The 16,746-nt window shown below is 59.4% G+C and carries 14 protein-coding genes; 8 read left to right on the forward strand and 6 right to left on the reverse strand.

Going from position 1 to position 16,746, the window contains the following annotated elements; translation table 11 throughout:
* Positions 1-89: 89 nt before the first annotated feature.
* Positions 90-1,031: an AraC family transcriptional regulator gene (locus tag GV819_RS25680; RefSeq protein ID WP_161758849.1), complete on the reverse strand. Its 942-nt coding sequence runs from the start codon at positions 1,029-1,031 to the stop codon at positions 90-92.
* Positions 1,032-1,498: 467 nt separating this feature from the next.
* On the opposite strand from GV819_RS25680, the gene GV819_RS25685 reads away from it, so the two are divergent.
* A complete protein-coding gene (locus GV819_RS25685) occupies positions 1,499-2,269 on the forward strand; it encodes an N-acetylmuramoyl-L-alanine amidase (RefSeq protein WP_161758850.1) in 771 nt (256 codons plus the stop codon).
* Between the two features lie 205 nt (positions 2,270-2,474).
* On the opposite strand, the gene GV819_RS25690 is transcribed toward GV819_RS25685, so the two are convergent.
* Positions 2,475-2,816 (reverse strand): hypothetical protein, encoded by a 342-nt coding sequence (locus tag GV819_RS25690; protein ID WP_161758851.1) that lies wholly within the window; start codon positions 2,814-2,816, stop codon positions 2,475-2,477.
* A 214-nt stretch (positions 2,817-3,030) separates the two neighbouring features.
* On the opposite strand from GV819_RS25690, the gene GV819_RS25695 reads away from it, so the two are divergent.
* The 4 genes from GV819_RS25695 to GV819_RS33040 all read left to right on the forward strand — a co-directional run bounded on the left by GV819_RS25695 (position 3,031) and on the right by GV819_RS33040 (position 6,384).
* Positions 3,031-3,294, forward strand: a complete 264-nt coding sequence (locus GV819_RS25695) for a hypothetical protein (RefSeq protein ID WP_161758852.1) — start codon at positions 3,031-3,033, stop codon at positions 3,292-3,294.
* Between the two features lie 292 nt (positions 3,295-3,586).
* A complete protein-coding gene (locus GV819_RS25700) occupies positions 3,587-3,967 on the forward strand; it encodes a RidA family protein (protein ID WP_161758853.1) in 381 nt (126 codons plus the stop codon).
* 125 nt (positions 3,968-4,092) lie between these two features.
* Positions 4,093-6,093 (forward strand): peptidase U32 family protein, encoded by a 2,001-nt coding sequence (locus GV819_RS25705; protein WP_161758854.1) that lies wholly within the window; start codon positions 4,093-4,095, stop codon positions 6,091-6,093.
* Between the two features lie 183 nt (positions 6,094-6,276).
* Positions 6,277-6,384 (forward strand): phosphoglycerate mutase, encoded by a 108-nt coding sequence (locus GV819_RS33040; RefSeq protein ID WP_256667593.1) that lies wholly within the window; start codon positions 6,277-6,279, stop codon positions 6,382-6,384.
* Positions 6,385-6,395: 11 nt separating this feature from the next.
* On the opposite strand, the gene GV819_RS25710 is transcribed toward GV819_RS33040, so the two are convergent.
* Positions 6,396-6,839, reverse strand: coding sequence for a MarR family winged helix-turn-helix transcriptional regulator (locus tag GV819_RS25710; protein ID WP_161758855.1), 444 nt, complete (start codon positions 6,837-6,839; stop codon positions 6,396-6,398).
* A complete protein-coding gene (locus GV819_RS25715; RefSeq protein WP_161758856.1) occupies positions 6,836-7,261 on the reverse strand; it encodes an SRPBCC family protein in 426 nt (141 codons plus the stop codon). Before GV819_RS25715 ends, GV819_RS25710 begins: the two co-directional genes overlap by 4 nt.
* A gap of 783 nt (positions 7,262-8,044) precedes the next feature.
* On the opposite strand from GV819_RS25715, the gene GV819_RS25720 reads away from it, so the two are divergent.
* A complete protein-coding gene (locus GV819_RS25720; protein ID WP_368668941.1) occupies positions 8,045-8,752 on the forward strand; it encodes a peptidoglycan DD-metalloendopeptidase family protein in 708 nt (235 codons plus the stop codon).
* A 43-nt stretch (positions 8,753-8,795) separates the two neighbouring features.
* On the opposite strand, the gene GV819_RS25725 is transcribed toward GV819_RS25720, so the two are convergent.
* Together GV819_RS25725 and GV819_RS25730 are read right to left on the reverse strand one after the other, a co-directional pair.
* The gene (locus GV819_RS25725; RefSeq protein WP_161758857.1) at positions 8,796-11,081 is read right to left on the reverse strand and encodes a KAP family P-loop NTPase fold protein; all 2,286 of its coding nucleotides are present in this window, start codon (positions 11,079-11,081) and stop codon (positions 8,796-8,798) included.
* A gap of 57 nt (positions 11,082-11,138) precedes the next feature.
* Positions 11,139-12,548: a hypothetical protein gene (locus GV819_RS25730; protein WP_161758858.1), complete on the reverse strand. Its 1,410-nt coding sequence runs from the start codon at positions 12,546-12,548 to the stop codon at positions 11,139-11,141.
* Positions 12,549-12,881: 333 nt separating this feature from the next.
* Between GV819_RS25730 and GV819_RS25735 the strand changes: the two genes are divergently transcribed.
* Positions 12,882-13,508: a response regulator transcription factor gene (locus GV819_RS25735; protein WP_161758859.1), complete on the forward strand. Its 627-nt coding sequence runs from the start codon at positions 12,882-12,884 to the stop codon at positions 13,506-13,508.
* Positions 13,509-13,518: 10 nt separating this feature from the next.
* On the forward strand, positions 13,519-16,740 hold the full coding sequence (locus GV819_RS25740; protein ID WP_161758860.1) for an ATP-binding protein: 3,222 nt from the start codon (positions 13,519-13,521) through the stop codon (positions 16,738-16,740).
* Positions 16,741-16,746 lie beyond the last annotated feature (6 nt).

Consider the following 16,746-nt stretch of genomic DNA (forward strand, 5'->3'; position numbering starts at 1 on the left):
TGAGTTTCTCGACGCTGCGATGACCTTGATGTTCAGCAGGGCCGTTGAACATTGGCGCTCCTGCAACTTCTTGCCAACGCCAGCCCTGATCAGCGTCTCCCCAGGCTACAACCCAGGGCTGCAGTCTTCTCGGCGTGCTTGCTCGGCGCGTAGCCGGTCACCCCCTTGAAGGCGGTGCTGAAGGCACTTTCCGATGCGTAGCCCAGCGCAAAGGCAATCGTCGAAATACTGTCCCGGGTATTGGACAGGCGTTCCATGGCCAACTGGATCTTCCACACCCGAATGTATTCGATCGGTGTGTAGTCGGTGACCTGCTTGAACTTTTGCGCAAACGCCGAGCGCGACATGCCGGCCAACTTCGCCAACGCCTGCAGGTTCCACTTCTTTTCCGGCGCGCAATGAATGGCGTTCAGCGCAAGACTCAGGTGCTTGTCGGTAATCGCATACAACCAGCCCATCCCACGTACCGTTTGCTGGGCCGCCAGGTGCGCGCGGAGGATCTCGATAAGGATGATATGGGTGACATGCTCAATGATCAGGCCGCCGCCAGGCGAGTCTTTGCCGATCTCGTTCTTGAACATTTCCAGCGACCACTTCAACACCGGGAGGTTTTCATCCTCACGGCGAATGATGATGAATTCCGGCAGCGCCTTGAGGAAGCCCTTCGCTTCATTGTTGTGAAAGTCGAAGCGGCATCCGGTAAAGGCCAGGTCATCGCCACCATTGCTGAACACCGAGGCTTTTTCAGTGGCCTGGGTGTAGAGCCGGTTGCACTCGATGACCGGGCTCTGCAGGTTGTCGGCAATGATGAACGGCTGGCCGTTGGCGAGGAGAAAACAGTCACCTTGCTGTATGAGGTGAGTGCCCTCGATACCGTCGATGCTCAGGTAACACTGGCCTCTGGTGACCAGATAGATTTTCAGGCCTTCATAGCCGGGAAAACCGACCGCAATGTCTTCGCGCATTTCAAAGTGCACCGTGCGGCTACTGCGCGGTTTGAGCTTTGAAATGACGTCGGACAACGGATCCACAGGCAGCACTCCTGGCTGGTTTAACTTGCGACAGGGATGTAACTGGCGGAGCATAACATGCTGTATCTCGAACACAGTCCGTCAGATTTCATACCCTTCAAATATGTAATATGCTAGGTCCGTCCGACTCAATTTCGACATTGCACCGGACAATGGATCTGCATAAAACCATTAATCCCAGCTGGCTGATCAGCCCAGTGTGCAGTAGATAATCAAGCAGGTCCTCAGCTGTCCCTAGAGCCAACCTCTGGACGCTTGAAAAGGCTTTGTGGATACCCTGGCATGGCGAACTCGCGTTCATGCTCCCTACAATTAAATTAGGCAGGAAGGTAATCGTCCCTTATCTCACATACGATGCAAAAACGCAGACTGAAGGAAAGTCTACAATTCGGGCGGCCCTGGCTGGATATTTAGCGAAGATACCAACGATGGGCACATTGCAATCACTGCAGCACAAGGAATTCACAATGTACCAGATTGACTACAACCGCTATCGCTCAGTAAAAAGCTTCAATCGTCGGGTTCGATTCTTAGTCATGCACTACACTGCCGTCGACTTTAAAGCTTCCATAGCATCGCTCACCGGGCCTTCGGTAAGTGCCCACTACCTCATACCTGACCCTACAGATAACACCTATCTCGAGGCCGGGTTCAAGGATATGCGGATCTTCAATCTAGTCGATGAAACCGAGCGTGCGTGGCATGCTGGCGCCAGCGCATGGGCTGGTCGTCGCAACCTGAACGACACCGCGATCGGAATAGAGATCGTCAATTTGGCCACAGATAACAATGGCATATTTACCTTCCCTCCCTACCATGCGTTGCAAGTCGATGCCATTAAACAATTGGCTTTGAACATTATTCAACGCTACCCGGACATCACTCCCCCCCACATCATTGGTCACAGTGATATTGCCCCCGGAAGAAAAACTGACCCTGGCGCAGCCTTTCCATGGCAAGAACTTCACGCTGCAGGTATTGGTGCCTGGTATGACGATGCAACCAAGCAGCACTATCTAACTAAGTTCTGCAACTCGCTGCCTTCTAGGGCGGACCTCATTTCGAAGCTCGGCAAGTACGGGTACGACACTTCAAGCGCAAGTACTGACAGTGCGTACAAAGATTTGATCCGCGCATTTCAACTGCATTTCCGCCAGAAAAAATATGATGGGGTCGTTGATGTCGAGACAGCCGCAACGCTGTATGCCTTGGTAGACAAGTACTTCCCGACCACTTGAGCAACTTTTATTGTTTGGGCAGCGCCCAGCAAGCCACAAAGCACGCCAATTTAAAATCCAGATATTAGTGGCGGGATAGTTGCGCGTAAAAAATATCAAATCGAATACTGATCGTTACCTGATACACACTCCCGCCACCAGACCTGATCTGCCCATATCAAGACAAACCAGATCCGCTACCCGCGGTTTTGCGCGCTATCACGAATTACAGGCATTCCTGCGCGACACGTTCAAAGTGCGAAGGCGCAAAGCTCGACGCCAACAAGTGCCGTTCATACAAGAAGACCTTGCCGCCGTTCGGTGCCTTGTAGGCTTCCAGCACGTTATCCGCCGCCACTTTGCTGGTGACCACGATCCGGTAGCCGCGCTGTGTTTGCGAGACCGTCGTGGCCTGCGCAATGCCCTGCAACTTGGGGACCACGCACTCGGCGTACTCGGCCGGGGTTTTCTGGGTGTGCATGACCAGGGTCGGGTCGTTTGGCGCAGTGGCGCAGCCGGCCAGCAACAAGGAGGCCAGTGTCATGGAGGGAACTAAGGGAAAGCGCATCGGTGAAGTCCTGAAGTAACAGCCTGGTTCGGTGCGCATCGGGTCAGCGTCACGGCGCTGCCGTTGCGGTCATGGTTTTCGTCGCAGGCGATTTTCCATGGTTGCCGGACAAAGCAGAACTAGTGTTGCTTGATTGTGACTATTACTTGAACCGATAGTTACCGCGCATGCAGACTGCGCGACAGCCCAACTACAACTAGAAAAGGATCCTTCTGTGCGAACTTTTGACCTCATTCGTGACGCCGTCCTGCCGGAGTTTCGTGAGCGGGTAGCCGACTACCTGATCGAGTACGAAAACGTATTGCGCGACAACAACGTCGACCGCGAGTCCCAGCGGGCCACAGCCTATCAACTGCGCGGTTACTTGCGTGGGTTGAACACCACGCGAGTGCTGGGGATGGCGGACTGGGAAGAGCTGGACCGGCGGGTGGTAGCCTCGTGGCTGAGCCCATCGCAGGAAGACGCGGCTGCCGAGTGAGCCCGCTGCAACCTTGCTGAGCAAGTAATGCGCGATTGGTGTTTTCTTCAGCCTGCAGCGTTTCTGCGGCACTCGAGAGAACCTTGGCCAGCGGCCCGAGGCTCATGCCCGAAGCTGCTCGAACAGTTCATCGACAATACCCGTGTGCCGCAGGCACCGCCCCTCGAGGCTCTGCAGTGACGGATCAAGGACCTTGAGGATCTGCAGAATCCGCGGCCGCTGAACACTTGAACTTCATCGGACAGCCGATCATCCTTCCCGCCCTTCACTCGCTTTTCCACAAGAGATTCCCATGACCAACCCGGACCTGACCTTCATTCCCGACGCCGACGCTGACTCCATCTCCTCCGACGTCGCCGGCTTCGGCGGCCTGCTGGTCTCCACCCAGATTCCCACTCGCGCCGACGGCAGCCTGGAACTGGGCGGCATCACCGAACAAAGCGAATGCACCCTGCAAGCGCTCAAGGTGGCACTCGAAGGTGCCGGCAGTGCCATGGACCGAGTGCTGCACTTGACCATCTACCTCACCGACATGGCCGATCGCGCCGCGTTCAACCAGGTCTACCAGCGCTTCTTCACCAAGCCCTGGCCGGTGCGCGCTGCGGTCGGCGTCGCCTCCCTGGCGGTCGAAGGCATGCGCGTGGAAGTCACCGCGATGGCCGCCAAGGCCTGAGTCACTCGCATTATCCGGCGGCCGTGCCCAGCGCGCGGCGGCCCACCTGGCAGCACACAGGTGCCGGTCAAGCGTTTCACCGCTACAATGCGCGCCTCGACCGTGACAAGCCTGATTAAAAAAATATGTCCTTGCCCAAACATCACCTGGAACTGCTCAGTCCCGCCCGCGACGTAGCCATCGCCCGCGAAGCCATCCTGCATGGCGCCGATGCGGTGTATATCGGCGGCCCAAGCTTCGGCGCGCGCCATAACGCCAGCAACGAGGTGAGCGATATCGCCCAGTTGGTGGAGTTCGCCCGGCGCTATCACGCCCGCGTGTTCACCACCATCAACACCATCTTGCATGACAACGAACTGGAGCCGGCGCGCAAGCTGATCCACCAGTTGTACGACGCGGGTGTCGATGCACTGATCGTCCAGGACCTGGGGGTCATGGAGCTGGATATTCCGCCGATCGAGCTGCACGCCAGCACCCAGACCGACATCCGCACCCTGGAACGGGCCAAGTTCCTCGACCAGGCGGGCTTTTCGCAACTGGTCCTGGCCCGCGAGCTGAACCTCAAGGAAATCAGCGCGATTGCCGCTGAAACCGATGCGGCCATCGAGTTCTTCATCCACGGCGCCCTGTGCGTGGCCTTTTCCGGCCAGTGCAACATCTCCCATGCGCAGACCGGCCGCAGCGCCAACCGTGGCGATTGCTCCCAGGCCTGCCGCCTGCCCTACACCCTCAAGGACGAGCATGGCGGGGTGATCGCCTACGAAAAGCACCTGCTGTCGATGAAAGACAACAATCAGAGCGCCAACATCCGCGCCCTGGTGGAAGCCGGCGTGCGCTCGTTCAAGATCGAGGGGCGCTACAAGGACATGGCCTATGTGAAGAACATCACGGCCTACTACCGCCAGCGCCTGGATGATGTGCTCGAAGACCGCCCGGACCTGGCACGCGCCTCCAGCGGCCGTACCGCGCACTTCTTCGTGCCCGACCCGGACAAGACCTTCCACCGCGGCAGCACCGACTACTTTGTCAGCGACCGCAAGATCGACATTGGCGCCTTTGACTCACCCACCTTCACCGGCCTGCCGGTAGGCGTGGTGGAAAAGGTCGGCAAGCGTGACTTGCAAGTGGTGACTTCCGAGCCGTTGTCCAATGGCGACGGCCTCAACTTGCTGGTCAAACGCGAAGTGGTGGGCTTTCGCGCGAACATCGCCGAGGCCCGCGGCGAGTTCGAGGAAGACGGTGAAAAACGCTATCGCTATCGCGTTGAGCCCAACGAAATGCCCGAAGGCCTGGATCGCCTGCGCCCCAACCATCCGCTGAGCCGCAACCTCGACCACAACTGGCAACAGGCCCTGACCCGCACCTCTTCCGAACGCCGGATCGGCCTGACCTGGGTTGCCCAACTGCGTGAAGAGCGCCTGGAACTGACCGCCACCAGTGAAGAAGGCATCAGCGCCCGCGTCGCCCTCGACGGGCCGTTTGGTGTGGCCAATAAACCGCAACAGGCCCTGGAGCAACTGCGCGACCTGTTGGGGCAACTGGGCACGACCCTCTACCACGCCACTGATATCAAGCTGGACGCGCCCCAGGCGTACTTCATCCCCAACTCCCAGCTCAAGGCCCTGCGCCGGGAAGTCATCGAGGCCCTGGACACTGCGCGCTGCGCCGCTCATCCACGGGGCGCGCGCAAGGCCGAGAGCAACCCGCCGCCGGTGTACCCGGACTCGCACCTGTCGTTCCTGGCCAACGTCTACAACCAGAAGGCCCGGGACTTCTATCACCGCCATGGCGTGCAGCTGATCGACGCGGCGTACGAAGCCCATGAAGAGCACGGCGAAGTACCGGTGATGATCACCAAGCACTGCCTGCGCTTCTCCTTCAATCTGTGCCCCAAGCAGGCCAAGGGCGTCACCGGTGTGCGTACCAAGGTTGCTCCCATGCAACTGGTGCACGGTGACGAAGTGCTGACCCTGAAGTTCGACTGCAAGCCTTGCGAAATGCACGTGGTGGGCAAGATCAAGGGCCACATCCTCGACCTGCCGCTGCCGGGCAGCACCGCCGATTCCGTCGTCGGCCATATCAGCCCCGCAGACCTGCTCAAGACCATCCCTCGCGCGCCACACTGAGTGCCGGCCCCGCGCGACCCTAAAGGGCCGCGCGGGTTTGCGCGGTCGACCGTTCCTCACCCAATAGCGGCTCCAAAACCGTGAAGACGTGTTTGATGTGGGCCTGCGTCAAGGCTTCAGGCCGGGTCACCGGATAGATCGCCATAGGCGCAAAGCCCATCGCTGCTGCTCGGGCATGACTGAATGAATCGCCGAGTCGGTCAACAGCTGGCGGCAGCAGGATGGACCCGCCAGCAGACTGACGGCAGCCAGTATTGGAGCACCGCGGTCTATCAGCATGTCGGCGTTTGAAAGTCGCCCCACTACAGCTCGCAGGCCCCACTGGCCGGCCGTGATGCCGCATCGCGTGCCAGAAAGAACTCTGCGTCAAACGCTTCGACGATGGGCATGGCGAGGCGTAGTTGCTGCTGGCCACCTTCGCTGAGGGACAGCAGATTCGCGCGCTGGTCGTTTGGGTCAGTACGCTTTGCCAGCAATCCGTCTCGCTCCAGGCGGGCGACAATTTGCGAGATGTGCATGCGGTCCATGCCGGTAAAGTTGGCAATGCCGCTTTGAGTGATCGGCTCGCCCTCCCGTGTCAGCCAACCGCAGACCGCCAGAATGGCGAACTGTGGCTGTGTGAGCCCCAAGGGCTTGAGCCGGGCATTGAGCTGGCGCTGCCAGTCGAGGAAGTCGCGCCAGAACCGGAAACCCGGGCTGTCACTGGGCCCTGCGTACCCGGAAGCGCGCCACTTGTCCGCACTCATGCCAGGCCTGCCCGGGCTTCGCTGGCTTGTTTGAGGCCGCGCATCGTGTTGGGCAAGGAGGCTTGAATCGACTTGCCGATCAGCCGCCGGAACACAAAGCTCAAAGGCCCGGAAAATTCGACCCAATGGGTGGCTACCGTGCCTTGATCATTCGGCGCCAGGCTGTGCCCGAACAGCATGCGGCACAACGGTAAACGGCTCTGGACCGAGAACGAGCGACCCTCGCTGACTTCAACAATCTGAATGCTGGCTTTCGGCCCCGTCCTGGGTTTCAGCCAGCCTGTAGCCCCTTGATTGAGACCATCCGGCAGGCTTGCCCCTGTCACTTCCGGGTCCCAGCCAGCCCAGCCAGCGGCGTCCTGATACAAGCCGAACACCTGCTGTGGATTCGCTCTAATTACGATGGACTCTTTGATCTGCATGTTCCGCTCCCTGGATCGGTTGCCAAAGAAGCATATAGTAAATGCATTTACAAATAATCACTACAGCGCCCTCTGAACCGTTTACGCCCCTTGATTGGTCATCCGGATATACACGCGTCCCCCGAGGGTTCATTAGCCCACCGCCAAATGATGCCTGGCCATCGGGCTTCGACAGTGAGTTGAGGATCACGCTGCAGCTGCTATTGGCAAGGCTGTTCAACAGGCGCCCTTGCCTTCAGGCAACTCTTCGGTCACATCGACAGAGCCCGCCGCAACATGGCTCGCCGCCTTGGGGATGTCTGCCTGGAGTTATTCCAGCTGCCAGCCAGCGGCGGCCTGAAACGAATAGTGGTGTTGCCAGAGGAAGAAGCCCGCGGTGCTCAGCGACGGCACAGACAGCCATTTGGCACAGAGGGAAAGTCGGGGGCAATGGCACGCTCTGGCGCTCGCAGAGGAATGTCGGGCCAAGGAGGGTCTACTCTGGCAGACGCCGACGTCTTTAATGATTTCCCAAGGGGTATGCATGATTCCCAGCGATCTCCCCAGGGCTTGTATATTTCAAGAAATTACCAGGAAGACCCGCCATCCAGCCTCAACGCCAAGTACCGCATGCGCTTGCGCTCGATCACTAGGTGATTGAATTTATAGGGGCTGTGGCAGTCTATTACGCGCCTCATCGCCAGCAAACCGGTATAGTTGCCCGCCGTGCGCATCGCCGGTTACCCAGGCTGCACGCAGCGGGGTTCAGGCTGGATGGCTTTATCAGGAAATAGTGGAAGCCACGTGTTCGTCAGACTCCTATTGATTGCCTTGCTGCTAGCCGTATCGGCCTGCAGCTCCAACTCCTCCAGCCCTGGCGGCAACGCGCCCCTCAAGGCCGGTGAATATCGGGTCAAGCGTGGTGACACGCTGTATTCGATTGCCAGCCGCAACGGCACGAACTGGAAGGTGGTGGCGCGGGTCAACGGCCTCAAGGCGCCCTATACCGTGGAAGTCGGCCAGGTGCTGCGGGTTGGCGGCGCGGCCAGGACCACCCGGGTAATCAGCAGCAAGTCGCGCAGCACCACCAGCAAGAGCAAGGGCAAGGCCGCGCCGCCTGCCCCGCCGATGCCCAAGGTCACTTTGCAGGGCTGGAGCTGGCCACTGCGCGGGGTGCTGATCGGCCGCTTCTCGCCCACCGGCAAGCTCAACCAGGGCATCCGCATCGCCACTACCCAGGGCCAGCCGATCCACGCCACCCTGGGCGGCAAGGTGGCGTTCGCCGGCTACATGCGCGGCTACGGCAACCTGATGATCCTCCAGCACGGCCCCTCCTACACCAGCACCTACGCCTACAACAGCCGCCTGCTGGTCAAGGAAGGCCAGATGGTGATCAAGGGCCAGAAAATCGCCGAGGCCGGTTCCCAGGACACCGACCGCGCCCAGTTGTATTTCGAGATCCGCGCCAATGGCGTACCCGTAGATCCGTTGCGCTTGTTGCCACCGGGTTAGCCGGCGCAAAGAGGCGGATGACGCCTCAAGCCGTTGAAGGCAATCAAAGCGCTGGCAACTCGGACTCGATATCACCAGGCCTGCCGTCCCACCAGACAGGTGTGCTCAAACCCTCAGGCGCTTGCATAAGCGCCTCCAGGCTGCCTTTCAGCACTTTCAGGTAAGTCAGGGTTTGCAGGGTCGGCTCCAACTGGCTGACGGCCTGCCAAGCCAGACGGATATAGTCCAGATGCAAATGCGCCTGGTAAGTGAGCAATACGTAGCTTGACTCACTGCTGCTGATAAATAGGCCCAGATAACTCAAGGCATTCTTGGCGATGATTGCCTTGCCACTCAGCTCTTGAGCGCCGTGGATCAATGCCTTGAACTGTTCGCAGCCATAGTCCCTGGTTTTTCCTGTGTACAGTGGTGATACGTCTGCTGTCAGTACCCAGCGCAACTGCGCGTCATCCTCCAGGAACACGTTGTTTACACCGTAGGGCAACCCGAACTGGTTGATCGCCTCATCCACCAGGCGCGGCGCAGTAACCTCCTGTATGGCGCCCATGTAGTGTTGGTAAACAGCAGGCTGCTCTTGCCAGCAAGGCACGAACACCTTGCGATGATTGGGCTCGACATCCAGATACAGGCGTTTGGCATCATCACATTGCCCGGCAATGACCCGCAGCAGCGGCAATTCGCGTTCACGCAAGCGCCGTTCACCGGCGCTGCCTGTTTGACCAGCCAAGTAGAAGAAGCGCCGGATGTACTCCAGGCAGATAGCGTGGCCGGTACGGACAACGGACATGGCGCCATCGAGTTCATCGCTGTAGAAGAACTCGATCAATGCCAACAACTCACTGGCTTGGTGCAATGCCTGTTCAAACTCTTGCCGTGAGTAGATCGATGCCGTTCTGCCGAGTAGCTGGCCATATTGAATATTGGCAATGTTCAACATCGCACTGGCTACCACGGTCTCTGCAGCGCCACTTCTACTGGCCGCGGTCAGGATGAAGTGGTGAATGCACCCTGGGCTCCTTTGCTCCCGCCAGATATCCAGAAGCTGGGAAAACTCGGGAATGGTGAACTCGACCTCACGTGTTGCCAGGCTCATTTCATAGTTGATTCGTTCCAGGGACAATTTGCTCCTGGCCTTCCCCAACTCGTCCAGCAGCCGCAACAGGCGCTTGTTCTTCAGTTCGTCCTGGGGATGTTGAGCGGCCGCGAGCGCGGCGTGTTTATGCTGCTCCTGTTCTTTGGCATTGCTCTGGTTGAACATCGCCGGTCGCCATGCCGAGTGGAACCCCAGCATGTTCTCTTCAACACGCAGCGCCACTTTGGGTTCAGTCTCTCGCAAGAGGGTCTGCAGGATGATCCCGCGCCAATCCAGCTCGTCGTCGGCATGCCGGTCAGCCGCAGCGCCAAATACCGACAAGCTGCGGCAGATGCGCTTGGCCTGGCGCGGGTTGGCCGGGAACCACTCGGCCGTCTGTTCGATGGTTTCATCGAGCAGGAACGGGCAGCAGTCCTTCAGGTGCCTCGCGGCCATTTTCTGCACTTGCTTCGGCGTGGGCTCCGGTAAGGCAAACGGGATGTCGATGATCTTGTCCAGGAAGTGCTGGGCGGACTCACCGAAGGCTGCGGAGTAACCGCTCAACGCCCGGCTGACCAGCTCCTTGTCAAACGCCAGGACAAACACGAAATCCGGCCAGTCGAGCAACTCCCGCAGGGCCAGAAGTGTCTGCGGAATGACCTTCGGATCGGCCCGGTCAAGGTCGTCGATAAAGACGATCACCCGCCGCCTTCCCAGTTGTGCGCGCAGTGCGTTGAGGTCCTCGGCTTGCAATTGCAGCATGCCACTGAGCTTGTCAAAGACCACTCCCGAGACATGGGCCGCCGCGCTGATCACCGGCGCGTATTCGACCGACTCGGGAAGGGTCACCTGAGCAGCGGAATTCGACACCTTGCTCAGAGTGTCCGTGACCTTTTTGCTCAAGCGCTGCAACCAGGGCCGCAACGCTTCGGCCTGCCCCTTGCGCTGCAACACCGCGGTCAATTCCAGATAGAACTGAGCCACGAACCCCGCCTCCCCGCTGATCTGCCACGCGGGAAAGCGCACAACGATGTCATCTGCGTCCTCAGCAATCTGCTGCAGAAAATTCAACACACTGGTCTTGCCACTGCCCCACTGGCCGTAGAGGCCAATCCGGGTCGACCAGCCCGAGGGCGTCGCGGTGATCATGCGGTAGATCAACTTGGCCACCGGCCAGCGATCGAGAAGATCGTCCGCTTCCTGGGTGAGCGCCGCATCGTGCCCGCCCGGGGCAGTGAAAGCCTGTGTTGCCGACATCTGCTTGAGTCCTTCTGCTCGTTTGCGCTTCCCGAGTGCGGCTGATGACCGGAGTCCCTATTGCTGTTTCGGCTTGATCAGATCGATGGAAAGCATCTTGTACATGCCACTGAGCGGCACCATGCGCTTGATATCCATCTGGTAGAAATCGGTCACCGGGCTGATGGACGCCGGCATGCCGGGGGTGCAGCCGGTCAGGCTGTAGAGGTTCATGTAGTCGGCATTCGGGTCGCCCACGGTGCCCTGACGCATGGACAGGCTGCAACGCAGGCTGCCCTTGAGCCCCGGGCCGCCATCACCCTGGACTTCCAGGCGCAGCGGACAGACCCCCATGCGCCGCCCCCCCATCCAGGGGTCCTGGGTCTGCGGGCATTCCTGGTCACCGACGGTGGCCATGACCTGGCCTACCAGTTGGCGCAGGTCCTTGTTCTGGTCGGGCCAGACTTCACCGTTGTCGACCATCCGGTCCTTGATGAACAGCGTGTAGCGCACCGGAAAACCGACTTTGTTGCTGAGCATGAAGGCGCCCTGGGAATAGGCCAGCTTGTCGCCGGCCTTGCAACCGGCGCGATCGGTGACGGCGAACTCGGTGGTGTTGAGGTTCCTCACATCGGTGCCGCCGTTGAACCTGATCAGGCACTGGGCTTGCCGGCCGTCGCGGCAGCCGTTTTCCACAAGGCGCAGACCACTGCCGACCACAGCGCTGTCGTCGATGACAAAACCGTTGAAGTTGGTCATGTCGCTGGGCAGCACGCGGTTGACCCGCAAGTCGACGAGAAAATCGCCGTTCGGCGCCAGCGAGGGTTCCAGGTTCATCGAGAAGCGTGCGTTGCATTGCTGCTTCAAGGTCACCTTGAAGTTCTGCACATCCGGCAGGCCGCCGATCATGCCGGCAGCACCGAACGGCAGGCCGAGAACGCTGCTCAGGGTGGTCAGAATTCCCGAGATCATGACCTTGGTCTTGGCGTAGGCGTCCAGCTCATCGTTGGTCATGTTGCGCACTTGCGCATCGCTGAAGTTTTTCGACTGATTCCAGTTGAAGCTGGTGGTGGAGCGGATGGTCCCACTGAGCCGGGCTTCGTCACAGGCCCCCCGTTCCTGGCAGAACTTGAGGTTGAAGCCCCAGTCCTTGCTGAAGATATCGAGGATATTGAACATCGGCTTGCTCAAGGCCATCACCAGCATCCCCTGCTGGCGCGCACCGATCACCACCGGCCCCGACTCCATGCCCTTGACGGTGGCGTACCTGGGCACATCAACCGGGTATTTGCGCTCGAAGTCCGAGGAATTGACGTTGAACGGTGGCTCGAAGGTGATGGGATAGTCGCCTTCGTTCTCGATCACCAGAGTGATGAAATCAGGCTCCGCGGCCTGGACCTCAAGGCTTAGAGCGGCCAATGGCAGGCCTAGCAGGCAGCTGGTCAGCAAGGTCGTTTGGCAACGGGTCCAGAATCCAGTGTGGCGCATCGTCAATCCTTGAGCGTGGGGGTGAGGGGCACTTACTTTAAATGCTTTATGGCGTATTGCCATCCCTGCTCTCTGAGAATTTTCAGACGAGATGATTTGTCATAAACCCCCATTTGTAAGATTTTTCTTGCTAGCTCTGGGGCGAATTCTTGCAATTCATCCAGCAAGATTCTGGTGACCAAAAGACTCTTATCCGGCATTCTTTTCCAACAAAACCTGCCAGAAAACTCGCTAAATACTTAGGAAAATTCCCAGTCATAACCAGTTAATACCTGGTCACTGGAGGCTGCGGGTTATCAAGCTCACTAATATTTCGACTTTGGATAATCTGCCATGGGCAAGAACGTACTGATTGTTGATGATCATCCGGTGGTCTGCCAGGCGGTTCGACAAACCCTGGAAGCCGAGGGTTACACCATCGTTGGCGAGACTGCCGATGGCCTCAGCGCGCTAAACATGATCGAGTCGCTCAAGCCGGAGATCGTGATCCTCGATGTCAGCCTGGAGAAAATGGACGGCCTCACGGTACTCAAGCGCATTGCCCTGTCGAACCTGGACGTGAAGGTCCTGGTGTTCTCCGCCCAGTCGGTCGATACCTACGCAATGCGTTGCCTGCAGGCCGGCGCCAGTGGTTTTGTCAGCAAGAACGAGCCGCTGAGCAAGCTGCTCAAGGCGGTTGACACCATCGTCGAGGGCTACGTGTTCTTTCCCAAGAAGTCCATGCCGCTGCATGATGCCGACCGGCACAGGAACGGCAGCGACATGCTGGCGGTGCTGACCAACCGCGAGCTGGAGATGCTCAAGCTGCTGACCGAGGGCCTGACCAACCTTGAGATCGCAGAGAAACTGCACCTGAGCAACAAGACCGTCAGCGGCCACAAAATCAACATTCTCAGCAAACTAGGCGTAACCTCGGTGGTAGATCTGGTAAACATTGCCAGGCAAAACAATCTCGTCTGAGAGCCACAATGTGAAGTCACTGAAGCGCCCATGGCTGTTTGTGCTGATGTTACTGTTGTTCGCCCCCCCTCTATTCGCCCAAGACTCTGAACTCAACATACGTGCTCGCCAGCCCCTTGAGTTTGTGCGCCTGCAATTGAGCGCCGACGAGCAGGCCTGGCTACGCCAGAAGCAGTCGTTGTTAGTTGCAACCGTCAACCAGGACTTCCCGCCCTACCGTGAAATCAACGATGAGCGCCAGGAAATGGAAGGCATCAGCGCCGACTTCCTGGCCGCCTTGCAACGGGAACTGGGTATCCCGATCAAGGTTCGCACCTACCCTTCGATCAAGGCCGCCTACCAGGCCCTCAGCGCAGGCCAGGTGGATATGGTCGATACCGCAAGCCGGGCTCAGGCCGAAGACCACCATGTACTTCTGAGCCCGCCTTACGCCTTCACCGAGCTGGCACTGTTTGCCGAAAGCGGCGACCTGCGCGACTACAACAGTGACCTGAGCCTGGCCCATACCCGGATCGCCGCCACCCACGGCATAGGCCTGAAGCATTACCAGAGCAACGGCGGGCAAGGCCTGATCACCGTGTACGGATCACCCCTCTCGGCCATGGCTTCGGTGCTCGATGGCGAGTCTGATGTCTACCTGGGAGACACCCTGTCCACCAGTTATCTGTCCAGCCAGCTGTTCAGCCGGCAACTGGTGGTCAACGTCAGCGCCCAACGCCCGGAAATCCAGGTAGCCTTCGCCGTCGCGCCACAGGACCGGCGCTTGTATGGCTTGCTTGAGCGCGCGCTGGGTGGCCTCGACCGCTGTCAGTTGGCCTCGGCGCTGGCCTTGTGGGGTAGCGAGGAAACCTGCGAGTTGAACGGCTTTCGCGCAAGCCTGGAGGCTGCCGAGCGCGACTGGCTGGACCATGCGCCAGCGGTGCGGCTGGTGGTCAGCGAAGACTTGGCGCCCTATGCATTTTTCAATACGCGAGGCCGCTTCAGCGGTGTCACCTCGAATGTCCTGGACATCATTCGCCACAAGACCGGACTGCGCTTCGACATCATCCGGGTCAGCTCCCTGAGCGAAGCCTATGCTCGGCTACATGATGCCGGGGCGGACCTCAGTGTGCTGACCCATATCACCCCGCACCATGCATCCCTGCTGTTCACCCGCCCTTTTGTCACCGCCCCTTACGTTATCGTGCGGCAGAAAAATGCCCCGCCGTTGAAACCCTTGGACCAGGACGCAAGCGGTAAAGCAGCGACCGCCATGGGTTACCTGCAACGCGATGAACTGAGCCGGCAGTACCCGAAGTTGCAGATCAGGGAAACCCTGACCATCGCCGATGCGTTCAATCGTGTACGTGCAGGCAGCGTGGATTTCGCACTGGCGCCCGCCAATCTGGCGCGTTACTACCTGTCCTACAAATACGAGAGCAGCTTGAAGATCAACGGTGTCATCACCGGCCAGGAGGCACAGATTGCCTTCGCCGCGCCCAGGACACAGGCACTGTTGACCTCGGTCCTGGACAAGGCCATGGCGCAGATCAGCCCGCAGGAATACCTGCAGATTGTCGACCGCTGGCGAGCCAACTCGGCCACCGACGACAAATACTGGGAAGGCGTGGCGTCGTCCATCTGGAACACCTTCGGCGGGCTCGGCGTGATGCTGGCCCTGGCCGCCTGGTGGATTCTCAGCCAGCGGCAGAAGATCATTCGTAAACGATTCGACCTGATGCAACGCCAATTGATTCTCGATGAACTGCGGGTCACCAAGGACTCGGCAGAGAAAGCCAGCCGCAGCAAGACGGTGTTCCTGGCCACCATGAGCCATGAAATCAGAACCCCGCTGAACGCGATCATCGGCATGCTGGAACTGGTCCTGGCGCGCAAGAACGCCGCGGCGCTCAATACCCGTTCAGTGCAGATCGCCCACGAATCGGCGCAGAACCTGCTGGGGCTGATCGGTGACATCCTCGATATCTCGCGGATCGAATCCGGCAAGCTGACCTTGCGCCCCGAAACGGCCAGCCTCAAGGAACTGATCCTGTCCGTGAGCAAGGTGTTCGAAGGCCTGGCCCGGCAAAAGCATCTGGACATCTACCTGGAGCTGGATGCCCTGGCCGCCGAGCAGGTGTGGATCGACAGCCAGAAGTTCAAGCAGATCCTCTCCAACCTGTTGAGCAATGCCATCAAGTTCACCGACCAGGGCTGCATTCGGATCCGCTGCCAGGGCCAGGACAGCCACGACAATTCCCTGGCCTTCAGTGTCAGCGTGGCTGATGAAGGCATCGGCATTGCGCCCTCGCAGTTGCAGCAGGTATTCACCCCTTTCTTTGAAATCGAGGGCGCGGTCAACAACCCCAACGCCGGCTCCGGGCTGGGCTTGTCCATCAGCCATTCGCTGAGCCTGTTGATGGACGGCCACCTGAGCGTGGACAGCGAGCCCGGGGTTGGCACCACCATGACCTTCAAGGCGCGATTCGAACGGGTCAGCGACGAAGTCGGGTGCTTGGTCGATGAGCCGGAACAAGCCACGGCCAGTGCCATTGAGCGCCCGCTGACGGTGCTGATCGTCGAGGATCACCTGCCCAGCCAGTACCTGCTGGACCAGCAGATCAACTACCTGGGGCATCACGCGCTGATCGCCGACAATGGCCTGGAAGGCCTGGCCATGTGGCAGGAGCATGACATCGACATCATCATCACCGACTGCAACATGCCGCAGATGAGCGGCCACGAGATGACCCAGGCGATCCGGCGCATGGAAGGCCAACTGGGTATTCGGCCATGCGTCATTGTCGGCCTGACCGCCAGTGCCCAGCCTGAAGAACTGGAGCGTTGCCTGAGCTCGGGGATGACCAGCGCCCTGGCCAAGCCGGTCAACCTCACCGGTTTGAATCGGGTGGTGCCCATGCTCAGCCGCGAGCGGCGCCCCGAGACCAGTGCAGAGCCTGCGCCGAGTGACAAGGTGCCGCCGGCGCTGGCAGAACAGGTGATCAACAGCAACCTTCAGGAACTGCAGGCATTGCGCAGCGCCATGGCCGCTGGCAACCGCAGCGACCTGAACGCCATTGCCCACAAGCTCAAGAGCACGGCCTATCTACTCGACATCGAAGAGTTGCTGGCCCTGTGCCTGGCCCTGGAGCAGCGGATTGCCGACGATGCCGATGAGCAGCAACTACGCGCGGTCGTAGCCCGCCTTGAACAGGCACTGCTGGCCCTCAACCATTCACTGCAAGCACACTGAGCCAAG

Source organism: Pseudomonas sp. Fl5BN2, from assembly GCF_009908205.1.
Lineage (GTDB): Bacteria > Pseudomonadota > Gammaproteobacteria > Pseudomonadales > Pseudomonadaceae > Aquipseudomonas.

Excerpts from the sequence above, each read along its gene's own strand:
- GV819_RS25685 (WP_161758850.1), top strand. The coding sequence starts at position 1,499 with ATGTACCAGATTGACTACAACCGCTATCGCTCAGTAAAAAGCTTCAAT.
- GV819_RS25690 (WP_161758851.1), bottom strand. The coding sequence starts at position 2,816 with ATGCGCTTTCCCTTAGTTCCCTCCATGACACTGGCCTCCTTGTTGCTG.
- GV819_RS25700 (WP_161758853.1), top strand. The coding sequence starts at position 3,587 with ATGACCAACCCGGACCTGACCTTCATTCCCGACGCCGACGCTGACTCC.
- GV819_RS25705 (WP_161758854.1), top strand. The coding sequence starts at position 4,093 with ATGTCCTTGCCCAAACATCACCTGGAACTGCTCAGTCCCGCCCGCGAC.
- GV819_RS33040 (WP_256667593.1), top strand. The coding sequence starts at position 6,277 with ATGAATCGCCGAGTCGGTCAACAGCTGGCGGCAGCAGGATGGACCCGC.
- GV819_RS25710 (WP_161758855.1), bottom strand. The coding sequence starts at position 6,839 with ATGAGTGCGGACAAGTGGCGCGCTTCCGGGTACGCAGGGCCCAGTGAC.
- GV819_RS25715 (WP_161758856.1), bottom strand. The coding sequence starts at position 7,261 with ATGCAGATCAAAGAGTCCATCGTAATTAGAGCGAATCCACAGCAGGTG.
- GV819_RS25725 (WP_161758857.1), bottom strand. The coding sequence starts at position 11,081 with ATGTCGGCAACACAGGCTTTCACTGCCCCGGGCGGGCACGATGCGGCG.
- GV819_RS25730 (WP_161758858.1), bottom strand. The coding sequence starts at position 12,548 with ATGCGCCACACTGGATTCTGGACCCGTTGCCAAACGACCTTGCTGACC.
- GV819_RS25735 (WP_161758859.1), top strand. The coding sequence starts at position 12,882 with ATGGGCAAGAACGTACTGATTGTTGATGATCATCCGGTGGTCTGCCAG.